General features: G+C 64.2%; 10 protein-coding genes. 5 read left to right on the forward strand and 5 right to left on the reverse strand.

The window, feature by feature from the left end:
• From araD1 to chvE, 4 genes are all read right to left on the reverse strand, one after another.
• Positions 1-987 carry an AraD1 family protein gene (araD1, locus tag AKL02_RS14740; protein ID WP_083079003.1) on the reverse strand — a complete coding sequence of 329 codons (987 nt, stop codon included), beginning with the start codon at positions 985-987 and terminating at the stop codon, positions 1-3.
• 1 nt (position 988) lies between these two features.
• Positions 989-2,191 (reverse strand): multiple monosaccharide ABC transporter permease, encoded by a 1,203-nt coding sequence (gene mmsB, locus AKL02_RS14745; protein ID WP_083079002.1) that lies wholly within the window; start codon positions 2,189-2,191, stop codon positions 989-991.
• Between the two features lie 8 nt (positions 2,192-2,199).
• A complete protein-coding gene (mmsA, locus tag AKL02_RS14750) occupies positions 2,200-3,720 on the reverse strand; it encodes a multiple monosaccharide ABC transporter ATP-binding protein (protein WP_078520306.1) in 1,521 nt (506 codons plus the stop codon).
• An 83-nt stretch (positions 3,721-3,803) separates the two neighbouring features.
• The gene (chvE, locus tag AKL02_RS14755) at positions 3,804-4,859 is read right to left on the reverse strand and encodes a multiple monosaccharide ABC transporter substrate-binding protein (protein WP_078570080.1); all 1,056 of its coding nucleotides are present in this window, start codon (positions 4,857-4,859) and stop codon (positions 3,804-3,806) included.
• A 135-nt stretch (positions 4,860-4,994) separates the two neighbouring features.
• Here chvE and AKL02_RS14760 point away from each other — a divergent pair, with 135 nt between their 5' ends.
• Complete coding sequence (locus tag AKL02_RS14760) at positions 4,995-5,927, forward strand: LysR family transcriptional regulator (protein WP_078520308.1); 933 nt, start codon at positions 4,995-4,997, stop codon at positions 5,925-5,927.
• A gap of 42 nt (positions 5,928-5,969) precedes the next feature.
• Here AKL02_RS14760 and AKL02_RS14765 read toward each other — a convergent pair whose 3' ends face one another.
• Complete coding sequence (locus AKL02_RS14765; RefSeq protein ID WP_083079001.1) at positions 5,970-7,607, reverse strand: Na/Pi cotransporter family protein; 1,638 nt, start codon at positions 7,605-7,607, stop codon at positions 5,970-5,972.
• A 181-nt stretch (positions 7,608-7,788) separates the two neighbouring features.
• Here AKL02_RS14765 and AKL02_RS14770 point away from each other — a divergent pair, with 181 nt between their 5' ends.
• From AKL02_RS14770 to AKL02_RS14785, 4 genes are all read left to right on the forward strand, one after another.
• A complete protein-coding gene (locus AKL02_RS14770; protein WP_232621631.1) occupies positions 7,789-8,571 on the forward strand; it encodes a DeoR/GlpR family DNA-binding transcription regulator in 783 nt (260 codons plus the stop codon).
• Positions 8,572-8,687: 116 nt separating this feature from the next.
• Positions 8,688-9,587, forward strand: a complete 900-nt coding sequence (locus AKL02_RS14775) for an HAD-IIA family hydrolase (RefSeq protein ID WP_232621632.1) — start codon at positions 8,688-8,690, stop codon at positions 9,585-9,587.
• 141 nt (positions 9,588-9,728) lie between these two features.
• Complete coding sequence (locus AKL02_RS14780; RefSeq protein WP_083078999.1) at positions 9,729-10,718, forward strand: PAS domain S-box protein; 990 nt, start codon at positions 9,729-9,731, stop codon at positions 10,716-10,718.
• 118 nt (positions 10,719-10,836) lie between these two features.
• Positions 10,837-12,132 carry an MFS transporter gene (locus AKL02_RS14785; protein ID WP_198453195.1) on the forward strand — a complete coding sequence of 432 codons (1,296 nt, stop codon included), beginning with the start codon at positions 10,837-10,839 and terminating at the stop codon, positions 12,130-12,132.
• Positions 12,133-12,200: the final 68 nt, after the last annotated feature.

The following is a 12,200-nucleotide window of genomic DNA, read 5'->3' on the forward strand; positions in this document are numbered from 1 at the left end:
TCAGAGGCTGGCGACGGCCACGGGGGCCGACGCGTCGGAATTGCGGGCGAGCGGATTGCGCAGCGGCAGACCGAAAGCGGGGCATTCGATCTCGAACACGTCCCCCGGCGCGGCACTGATCCCGTCAGCGAAGCTGAGCGTCGCTGTCCCGAAGAAATGCACATGCACGTCGCCCGGATCGCGGAAGGGCGCGTATTTGAAGTGGTGATGTTCGAGATTGGCGATGGAGTGGGACATGTTCGCCTCGCCGGACAGGAAAGGCTTTTCCCAGAGCGCCTCGCCATCGCGCAGGATGCGGCTGGTGCCCTCGACGCTATCCGGCAGATCGCCCACCAGCATCTCGGGGCCGAAGCTCGCCGGGCGCAGCTTGGAATGGGCGAGCCACAGGTAGTTCCCGCGCTCGGTGACGTGGTCGGAGAACTCGTTGCCCAGCGCGAAGCCCACGCGGACCGGCTGCCCGTCGGGCGCGATGACGTAGAGCCCCGCGACCTCTGGTTCCTCGCCACCGTCGAGCGCGAAGCTCGGAGATGTCAGCGCAGCCCCCGGCGCGACCGCTGCCAAACCGTTGCCCTTGTAGAACCACTCGGGCTGCACCCCCACCGAGCCAGCGGCGGGCTTGCCGCCCTCCAGCCCCATGCGGAACATCTTCATGCTGTCGGTCATCTCCTCGGTGACCTTGGTGTGCATCGCATCGCGAGTGGAGGCAGAGCCAAGATGGGTCAGCCCCGTCCCCGTCAGATGCAGATGCGCAGCATCGGTGTGATCGAGCGGCACCAGCATCCGCCCCTCGGCATAGGCGGCCTCCAGGTCCACCTCGTCCCCCTGCCCGCGCGCGGCGATCTCGGCGGCCAGATCGTGCCCGGTGGCGATGGCGGCCAGCGCCAGATCGCGGGTCGAGGTGACGCCCGGAACCAGATGCGCGGGGCCGTCTTCACGCACGGCCACGGCGCGCGATCCGTCGGGAAGGGTCAATTGCGAGAGCAACATCTCAGGCTTCCTTGTTCTTGTTGTAGACATCGAAGAAGACGGCGGCGAGCAGCACGAGCCCCTTGATGACCTGTTGGTAATCGATGCCAATCCCGAGGATCGACATGCCGTTATTCATCACGCCCATGATGAAGGCGCCGACGACCGCGCCGATGATCTTGCCGGAACCGCCCGACATCGAAGCGCCCCCGATGAACACGGCCGCGATCACGTCGAGCTCCACCGCGAAGCCCGCCTTCGGGGTCGCGGTATTCAGACGTGCGGCGAAGACGAGACCGGCGAGCGCGGCCAGAAGACCCATGTTCACGAAGGTGAGGAAGGTCAGCCGCTCGGTGCGGATGCCCGACAGCTTGGCCGCCTTGGAGTTGCCGCCCACCGCATAGACCCGGCGACCCAGCGTGGTGCGTTCGGTCACGAAGACATAGATGATCGTCAGGATCACCATCGACAGCAGCACGTTCGGCAGGCCACGGAACCATGCGAGTTTCCACGTCACGAAGAGAAGCGCCACGGCGACGATCGCATTGCGGAGCACGAAGAGGCCAAGGGGTTCGCCCTCGATCCCGTAGCGCGCATCGCGCGACCGCGCCCGCAGGCCCAGCCACACCAAGAGCACCACAGCCGCGACACCGACCGCCAGTGCCAGCATGTTCGGACGGCCCACGCCGAACGGATCGGCAATGAACCCGGTCGAGAGCGCCTGGAACGATTTCGGGAAGGGGCCGATGGATTGGCCTTCGAGCAGCCAGAGCGACAGCCCGCGGAACACCAGCATCCCCGCCAGCGTCACGATGAAGGACGGGATTTTCCAATAGGCCACGAAATAGCCCTGCACCGCGCCGATCGCCATGCCCATCATGAGGCACGCCGGGATCGCCACCGCAACGGGCAGGTCCATCGACACGATGAGCACTGCGGCGAACGCCCCGATGAAGCCCATGACCGAGCCGACCGAGAGGTCGATATTGCCCCCCACGATCACCAGCAACATGCCCAAGGCCATGATGATGATGTAGCTGTTCTGCAGGAACAGGTTGGTGATGTTGACCGGCTTGAGCAGCGTGCCGCCCGTCACGATCTGGAAGAACAGCATGATCGCGATCAACGCAAACAGCAGTCCGTATTCGCGGATGTGGCGCGCGATGTAGGCGCCGATCCCAAGGCCTCCCGAAGGCTCGGAATTTGCTTGTTCGATCTGGTCCATGACTTTCCCTATTCCCTAACGATCAAGGACATGATGCGCTCCTGGCTGGCCTCGTCGGCGTTCAACTCGCCCACGAAGCTGCCCTCGTTCATCACGTAGATCCGGTCGGACATGCCCAGAAGCTCCGGCATCTCCGAAGAGATCATGATGACGGCCTTCCCGGCCGCGCTCAGTTCATTGATGATCCCGTAGATTTCGTATTTCGCGCCGACATCGATGCCGCGCGTCGGCTCGTCGAGGATCAGCACCTCCGGCTCGGTAAAGAGCCATTTCGCGAGCACGACCTTCTGCTGGTTGCCGCCCGAGAGGTTCATCACCTTCTGGAACACCGACGGCGTGCGGATATTGAGGTCGCGGCGGTATTTCTCGGCCACTTCAGTCTCGCGAAAATCCTCGACTACGCCGTTCTTCGCCACCGCGCCGAGATTGGCGAGGCTGGTGTTGCGCTGGATCGTTTCCTCGAGGATCAGCCCGAGGCTCTTGCGGTCCTCGGTGACATAGGCGAGCCCCGCCGCGATCGCGCGGTCGACAGTCGAGACATCGGCGGGCTTGCCGTGGATCAGCACCTCGCCCGAAATGTCGCGCCCGTAGCTGCGCCCGAAGACGCTCATCGCAAGTTCCGTGCGGCCCGAGCCCATCAGCCCCGCGATGCCGACCACCTCGCCTGCCCGGACATGCATCGACAGGTCGCGGATCATCTGGCGGTCGCGATGTTCGGGGTGGCGCACGTTCCAGTTCTTCAGCTCAAACAGCACCTCGCCCGCACGACGGGTTCGGTCGGGGAAGCGATGCGCCATGTCGCGGCCCACCATGTCGCGCACGATGCGGTCTTCGGTGAGATCGCCACCGCGCGCGTCTATGGTGGAGATCGTGGCGCCGTCGCGGATCACGGTCACGCTGTCGGCCACGCGCTTCACCTCGTTCAGCTTGTGGCTGATGATGATCGAGGTGACGCCCTGCGCCTTCAGCTCCAGCAGCAGATCCAGCAGAGCCTGACTATCGGATTCCGAAAGCGCTGCGGTCGGCTCGTCGAGGATCAAGAGGCGCACATTCTTAGACAGCGCCTTCGCGATCTCGACAAGCTGCTGCTTTCCCACACCGAGGCTGTCGACCAGCGTGCCGGGCGCCTCGCGCAGACCGACCTTCTTCAGCAGGCCCTCGGTCTGCTGGAAGGTTTCCTGCCAGTTGATCACACCGCTCTGGGCGCGTTCATTGCCCAGATAGATGTTCTCGGCAATCGACAGCAGCGGCACGAGCGCCAGTTCCTGGTGAATGATGATGATGCCGCGATCTTCGCTGTCGCGGATGTCGCGGAATTCGGCAGCGGCGCCGTCATAGACGATCTCGCCCTCATAGCTGCCTGCGGGATAGACGCCTGAGAGCACTTTCATCAGGGTCGATTTTCCCGCGCCGTTCTCGCCGCAGATCGCGTGGATTTCACCGTCACGGACCGCGATCGAGACGTCGTCGAGCGCTTTCACACCAGGAAAGGTCTTGGTGATGTTGCGCATTTCAAGAAGGGTGGTCATCCGACCTCTCCGGCGTCAAATCGAGTGGGGGGACTGGCCGCCCCGCAGGGCGGCCAGCGCGTGGCAAGTCGGGGAGGCCCGGCTTACTCGATCTGATCCTTGGTGTAGTAACCGGAGCCGATCAGAACCTTTTCCCAGTTCGATTTGTCCACCGGCACCGGCTGGAGCAGGTAGGACGGGATCACCTTGACGCCGTTGTCATAGGTCTCGGTGTCGTTGATCTCGGGCTCGCCGCCCTTGAGCATCGCGTTGACCATGCCGACGGTGACTTTCGCCAGTTCGCGGGTGTCCTTGAAGATGGTCGAGTACTGCTCGCCCGCGAGGATCGATTTCACCGACGGCACTTCCGCATCCTGACCGGTGACGATCGGCATCTTCATGTCGCCCGAGCCGTAGCCCACGCCCTTAAGCGAGGAGAGGATGCCGATGGACAGCCCGTCATAGGGCGAGAGCACGCCCTGCACCTGCTTGTCGGTGTAATTGGCCGACAGAAGGTTATCCATGCGCGACTGTGCGACCGCACCGTCCCAGCGCAGCGTGCCGACCGTGTCCATGCCCATCTGGCCCGACGGGATCACGACATCGCCCGAGTCGATGAGCGGCTGCAGCACCGACATTGCGCCGTTATAGAAGAAATAGGCGTTGTTATCGTCCGGCGAGCCGCCGAACAGCTCGACATTCCACGGCTTGGTGTCGGGGAAACGCTCCTTGAGCCCCTGCACCAGCGAATTGGCCTGCTCGACGCCGACCTTGAAGTTGTCGAAGGTCGCGTAATAGTCGACATCCGGGGTGTCGCGGATCAGGCGGTCATAGGCGATGACCTTGATATCAGCGGCCTTCGCGTTGGCCAGTGCGTTCGACAGCGTCGTGCCGTCGATCGCCGCGATCACCAGAACGTCCACGCCCTTGGTGATCATGTTCTCGACCTGAGCGAGCTGGTTCGGAATATCGTCTTCCGCATATTGCAGGTCAGTGTCGTAGCCAGCTTCCTGGAACTGTTCGACCATCGAGTTGCCGTCAGAAATCCAGCGAGCCGACGATTTGGTCGGCATCGAGATGCCTACGGTTTCGGCCCAAGCCCCGGAACCGAGCAAAGCGGTGCCGATCGCCAGCACTGCGGCGGCGGTTTTGATTTTCATGGTGTCCTCCCTATGACGGTGCGCGACCCGTCTGTCCTCCTCGCGCAGCCCGATACCGGGCGTGGGAGAAACACTAGCAATGTGGGAGCATGATGATAAAATTACATTCAACGCAATCTGCATACCGAAAGTGATATGCCCCTTTCTCACCTGATGCTGAAACCGGCGCAGCTGCGCCTGATCCGGGCGGTCGCCGAGTCCGGGCAACTCCAGCTTGCCGCAGAAAGCTGCGCCATGACCCAGCCGGCCGCGTCCCGGATGCTGGCCGAGGTGGAGCGGCGGGTCGACGCGCCACTGTTCACCCGGCAGCCCAAGGGGATGGAGCCGACAGAGATCGGGCTGGCTGTCCTGCGCAGAGCCCGGGCCGTTCTGCGCGAGCTCGAAAGCATGGGCTCCGACATCGAGGCGCTGCGCAGCGGCCATGCTGGGCGCGTGCGGATCGGCGCGGTGACCGGCCCTGCGGTGGGCTATCTCGTGCCCGCGATCCGCGCCGTCAAACGCGCCTCGCCCGAGAGCGACATCTCCGTGGAAGTTCTGCCGTCACGCGATCTGTTGGGCTACCTCGCGGCGGGAGAGATGGATTTCATCCTCGCCCGGGTGCTGCCCGAGTTCGACAGCGAGCTTTTCGACATCACTCCGATGCGCGACGAGAAAATCGTCTTTCTCGTGCGCGCCAATCACCCGCTGGCCCGCTCGCCCTTCGTCACGATGACCGAACTGGGGGATTACGAATGGATCCTGCAGCAGCGCGGCGCGCCGATCCGGGAGGCGACCTTCGAGGCCTTCGCGGCGTTGGGCCTGTCCGAGCCGCGCGACTGCGTGAACAGCCCGTCGCTGCTGTTCACCATCGCCTATCTCGCGCAAAGCGACGCCGTGGCCGCCGTCTCGGAAGAGGTCGCGCAGCTTCTGATCCGGGACCCGGTCAACGCAGGCTTCGCGGTTCTGCGCATCCAGCAGGAATTTCGGGTGTCGTCCTATTACCTGCTGGGCCTGCGCCGACGGCCCCTGTCTCCGCTCGCGCTCAGACTTCGCGAGGAGCTGTTGCAGCTCTCGGGGCAGGCAAGCTGATCTCAGACAGCAACCACGTCCCCACATCCCGATCCGCTTGGTTCACCCGGTCAGGCGCGTCGCGCGCAGATCGCCTGCCTGTTCGAGGATCGGATAGGCGACATAGGTCACGTCCGTATTGATCTGCTTCAGCGCGCGCACGGTTTCCTGATGGATGTTCGTGGTCTCGATAGAGGCGCTGTTATTCGCGCGCAGCCGCGCAAGGTGGGCCGCCTGCAACTCGGCCTCGGCGGCGCGGGTGCGGTCTTTCTCCTCGACGAGCTGACGCGCATCGTCGATCTCCCCCGACATCAGGACGTTCAGGGCCAAGCGCGTGTTAGAGGTGACGCGGTCGTGGAAATCGGTCAGCTCCCGCAGCCCCTCTTCCGAGAAGGTCAGGCCGCGTTCATGGATGCGCTGCGCGAGATCGACGAGATTGGTCGAAATCTGATCGCCCGCATCCTCGAGATGGTTCGCCACCATCGCGATCTCCATCGCGCGACGCGATTGCTCGGTGCTCAGCCGCGTCTCATTGAGCCGCGCGACATAGAGCTTGATTTCATAATGCATGCGGTCGACTTCGCTCTCGTTGCGCTTGATGCGGGCGGCGACCTCCGGATCCCAGCGAACGAAAAGCCCAAGTGCCGGCTGCAGCATCTCCAAGACCTGCTCGCCCATGCGCAGCAATTCGCGCGCCGCATTGCCAAGGGCATGGCCCGCGTCCCCCAGCCCCTTTTCGTCGAGTGCGGTGATCCGCGTGGGCGACAGGTCCTTGCGCTCGACCACGACCGCCTCGGCAAGGCGCAACACCCCAGGGATCAGCGGAAGCGACAGGATCGCGACGCCGAGGTTGAAGACTAGATGCAGGTTGATCACCTGCCGCGCCGTCGTCGCGCCCAGAAAGTCGAGCGCATGCGGGAAGGCCATCAGACCGATAAGCACCAGTGCAGCTCCGCCCCCGCGCAGGACGAAATTCGAGACCATGATGCGGCGCGGGATGGGATCGGCGGACAGCGTCAGCATCACCGGGATGATCGCCCCGCCGAGGTTCGCGCCCAGCACCATCGCCGCAGCGCCCGTCCCCGGCAAAAGGCCCTGGCCCGCGAAGGTCACGAACATCAAGACCGCCGCGATCGAGGAATGCATCGCCCATGTCAGCAAGGCCCCGAGGACGAAGGCCGAGACGAGATCGCTGCCCAGCCGGGTCAGGACCGCGTCTACCAGTTCGCTGTCGCGCAGGGGCGCCGTCGCCTCGCCGATCAGACCCAGCGAGAGCAGGACCAGCGCGAGCCCCACGAAGATGCGCCCCGCCTGCCGCGGGCGGCGGGCTTTTGATTTGAGAAACAGCGTCACCCCGATCACGAGGAGCGCGGGCACAAGAACATGGATCGGCGAGAGCAGGATCTGCGCCACGATGGACGAGCCCAGATCGGCGCCCAGCACCAGCGCCACGCCCGACACGGCGGCCAATGTCCCGCTCGCGGCGAAGCCGGCGGTCAGGATCGCGACGGCGGTCGAGCTTTGCAGCAGCATCGCCGCCCCCGTCCCCGCGGCCATCGCGCTGATCCGCGTGCCCGCCGTGCGGCGCAGGAACTGGCGCAGCGAGGCCATGAAGGCGCGCTCGACCCCGGTGCGGATCAAACGAACCGCCCAGAGCAGCAGCGCCACCGCGCCCGCGAGATTGATCAGGAAATAGATCATGCGCTCTCCCAAATCCCGCGTTCGGCTTCGGATGCCCTCCACGACCACGCGGTTCTATCCCGTTAAACTGCATCAAAATGTGGGGTTCGCAACATTTTTCTTGAATTTATGCGACATAGGCCACATCAATTTTAAGGTTCGGTGAGTTTTCTCACCTTCGGGAAAAGCGATGGATGCGAGCGTGAAACAAGAGGGACAGCGACTGCGCAAACGCGACCGGCGCGAGCAGATCCTGTTCGAGTTGAAGCTGCGCCCCCATCTGCGCATCTCGGAACTGGCCGAACGGTTCGGGGTCTCGACGGAGACGATCCGGCGCGACTTCGATGCACTTGAAGAGAAGGGGCTGATCGACCGCGCGCATGGCGGGGCCTCGCGCCCCCATCCGGGTCACTATCCCACGCTGGACGAGCGCGAACGCGACCAGTTTCAGGAACGCGAGCGGATCGGGCGCATGGCCGCAGCACAGGTAGCCCCCGGCGAGACGCTGATGATCGACTCCGGCTCCACCACGCAGCAGATGGCCCGGTTTCTCGCCATGGCAGGCACGCCCTGCCGCGTCATCACCAATTCCCTGCCCATCGCGATGCTTCTGGGCGGTAGCGAGGTAGCGGAGGTGATCCTTGCCCCGGGGAATTACCTGCCGACGGAATCGGCGGTCGTGGGCGAAGAGACGCTCGAATTCCTGTCGCGCCATCACGTCGACCGGGCGGTGATCGGCGCGACCGCGCTCTCGTGCGAAGGCGTGTCCGAAACCATTCCGGGCTTCGCCGCGATCAAGCGCGTGATGCTCGCGCAGGCGCAGGCGGGCATGCTGCTGATCCTCGGGTCGAAATTCGGCATTCACGGCTTCACCCGCGCCGCCACGCTCGACGCGCTCGCCTTGGTGGTAGCGGACCGCGCCCCGCCCGCCGATCTGAAAGAGGCGCTGCGCGAGAACGCCGTGGAGGTGTTGCTCGCGAAGTGACGCCTCTGAGAAGGGCAGGAATGCAAGCGCGCCGCACGCCTGAACCTGCTGGTGATCCTTGCCGCAGTAGTGGTAAGCGAACGGATATCGGCGAAGGTGCAAGGGACGACCCTCTGATGACAATGACCGCGCAGGAAGCGCTCGCAGCCTATGAGCGCGCGCGCCACCGACTGCCCTCCCCCGGCCTGATCTCGACCAGCCAGATGGCGCGCGACCTCTCGGAGCTTGCCGATCTGTTCGACGTGTTCCTGCTCGATGCGTTCGGTGTGCTCAATATCGGCGAGACCGCGATCGAGGGCACGCCCGAGCGCGTGGCGGCGCTGCAAGCGCAGGGCAAGCGGGTGATGGTCGTGTCGAACGCGGCGGGCGTGCCGCATGACGCCCTAATGCAGAAATACACGCGGCTCGGCTATGCCTTCGCGACCAAGGATGTCGTCACCAGTCGCACCGCTCTCGTTGCAGCCCTGCGCGAAGCGCCTGCCCGGGCCTGGGGCCTGATGGCGAGCCAAACGACGGGCGATGACGAGCTGGATCAGTTCGACGTGACATGGCTCGCCGAGGATCGCGCCACCTACGACGCAGCCGAAGGGTTTCTGCTGATCGGTGCGGCGGACTGGACCGAAGAGCGACAAGACCTGCTCGAAGCGTCCATCCGCGACAACCCGCGCCCGGTCTGGGTCGGCAATCCCGATATCGTCGCGCCCCGTGAGGTCGGGTTCTCGCAGGAGCCGGGTCACTTCGCGCATAGGCTCGCCGATGCGACGGGTGTGGCGCCGGAGTTCTACGGCAAGCCTTTCAACAATATCTACGACATCGCCTTCGCACGTCTCGGTCCGGTCGATCCCGCGCGCGTGCTGATGGTGGGCGACAGCCTGCACACCGACATTCTCGGCGCACAGGCGACCGGAATCCGCTCTGCCCTAATCGCGGGATATGGCTTCTTCGGCGGCGAAGACGCGCAGGCGGCCATCGCCTCCTGCGGCATCGTTCCGGATTTCGTTCTGGAACGACCGTGAGTGCGCCGCCGCTGCCCCCTGCGAAATGATGTGATTTTTCAAAGTCATCGCGCGCGCTCCCGCCCCGACCGCGATGGGCTATACTTGATATGCACCTTTTAGTATGTGTGTCCCCCGAGGAGCACGGAGGCCAGACCTGTCATGGACTCACCAGAAAGCATCCAACAGCATTTGGCTGCGATTGTGGAAGGCTCGGAAGATGCGATTGTCACCAAGGACCTCAACAGCATCATCCTGAGCTGGAATCGCGGCGCGGAAAACCTGTTCGGCTACACTGCCAAAGAAGCCATCGGTCAGCCGATCACGATCATCTTTCCCGACGACCGGATGGATGAGGAGGTCGATTTCATCGCCCGTCTGCGGCGCGGCGAACGGATCGCCAATTACGAGACGATCCGCCAGCGCAAGGACGGCAGCCCCGTTCCGGTGTCTCTGACCGTCTCGCCCGTGCGCGATGCCGATGGCCAAGTCGTCGGCGCGTCGAAGATCGCGCGCGACATCACCTTGCAACACCAACTGGCGGAGCAGCAAAGGCTGCTGCTGTCCGAGATGCGCCACAGGGTCGGCAACGCCTTCGCCGTGGCCGCGTCCCTGATTGCGGTCGCCGCGCGGCAGGCAGACAGCGCAGAGCAACTCAGTAACGAGATGCGCAGCCGCCTTCACGCGATCGCGTCGCTCAATTCGATGACCGTGAACGACCCCTCGGGCGAACAACCCGATGGCATGCCGCTGTCCTATCTCGTCAGCACGATCCTGAAACCCTTCAGCGAAGGGGTGAGCGTCCAGACCTCGCTTCCGGATATTCAGGTGCGCCCTGCCGCGATCACGCCCCTGACGCTCGTTCTCTTCGAGCTCGCGACGAATTCGGTGAAATATGGGGGCCTGTCGCAGAGCGGCCACGGCGTCGAGATTAGCGCAGAGATCGAGGACGAGCGCTTTAGGCTCGCATGGAAAGAGCCCGGCATCACCGAATCGGGATCCGGCAAGGACGAAAACAAAGGGTTCGGCACGTCGCTTTGCCGGCTTACCGTATCCACCTCGCTTGGCGGCAGCTTCTCGCGCGAATTCACGCCAGAAGGATTGGTCGCGGCGTTGGATCTCGATCTGACCATGGTAGCGCAGATGCCGTGAGACCGCCGGGCGCGGAGATGGCCCTGCGATTTGGGTTTCAGGCGTCGCGATTTGCGCCCAACCCGAAGAAAAGGCTACGTATGTCGCGGAGATAGCAGAAAAATCGCGAGGCTCGACCATGGCACCGGACGGAAGCACAGCAAAACCGGCAGAGCTTCGGCATCGGATCATGGCCGGTTTCATCGGCAACGTAGTCGAATGGTATGACTTCGCGCTCTACGGCTATCTTGCAGGCGTCATCGCCCCGGTCTTCTTTCCGTCCAACGATCCGACCGCGGGCCTGATCGCGACTTACGGGATTTTCGCGGCCGGTTTCCTGATGCGTCCGCTTGGCGCGGCGGTGTTCGGCTGGTTCGGCGACCGCTACGGGCGCGCGCGCACGATGCAGATCTCGGTCGTCATGATGGCGATGCCGACGCTGTTTCTGGGCATATTGCCGACCTATGCGCAGGTCGGCGTTCTGGCCCCGACGCTTCTGGTTCTGGTGCGCTTGCTGCAGGGCCTGTCGGTCGGTGGAGAGTTCTCGTCCTCGGCCACATATCTTGTCGAAACCGCGCCCCTGAAGAAACGCGGTCTGACGGGGAGCTGGGCCAATATCGGCTCCATGTCGGGCTCGCTTCTGGGGGTCGGGGCGGCGGCGCTCGTGACGAACCTCTTCGATGCGCAGACGCTCGCGGATTGGGCGTGGCGCCTGCCCTTCCTCGGGGGCGCGGTTCTTGGCACGGTGGCGATCCTGATCCGCCGCAACCTGCACACATCAGAGCATTTCCAGCAGCACCAGGAGGGGCGCGACGACACATCGCCCCTGCTCGAAGCCTTCACGACGAACCGCAGAGAGACGCTTCTGGCGGTGGCCTTCGCGGCCAGCTACGGCACCTGCTACTACATCGCCTTCGTCTATCTTCCGGAATGGCTGTCCGGTCAGGGCTTGATGGCGCGGGACACCGCGCTGCTGATCAATACCGCGATGACGGTCCTCGTGATCCCCGCGATGCCGCTGGCGGCAATCGTGGGCGACCGGTGGGTGACGCGCCGGGTCTGGATCGCTCTGGCGATCGGGTTGCTGGCACTTGTCGCATGGCCGCTGCACGAATGGATGCTCGTGTCGGGCGGCGCATTGCTGCCCGTGGTCGTAGCACATGCCGTGACCTTCCTCCTGTTGGCCGTGCCGCTGGGCTCCGGCCCCGCCCTGTTCGCGGAGATGTTCCCCGAGCGGGACCGCCTGTCAGGCTATTCCGTCGCCTTCAACATCGGCCTCGGCATTTTCGGAGGCCTCACGCCGATGATCGCCACAAGCCTCATCGCCGCGACAGGCATGGTCACCGCCCCTGCGCTCTACATGCTCGCGGCGGGTTTGATCGCTGTGATCGCGCTCGTCTTCACTCCGGATCGCAGTCGCGCCCCCCTACGCTGACCGAAGCACTCCCGCGAAACCGAATTGGAGGCTGGACCGATCAAGGGGATGCGCTATCACGGTGACGG

It is taken from the genome of Thioclava electrotropha (assembly GCF_002085925.2).
In the GTDB taxonomy this organism is placed as follows: domain Bacteria; phylum Pseudomonadota; class Alphaproteobacteria; order Rhodobacterales; family Rhodobacteraceae; genus Thioclava; species Thioclava electrotropha.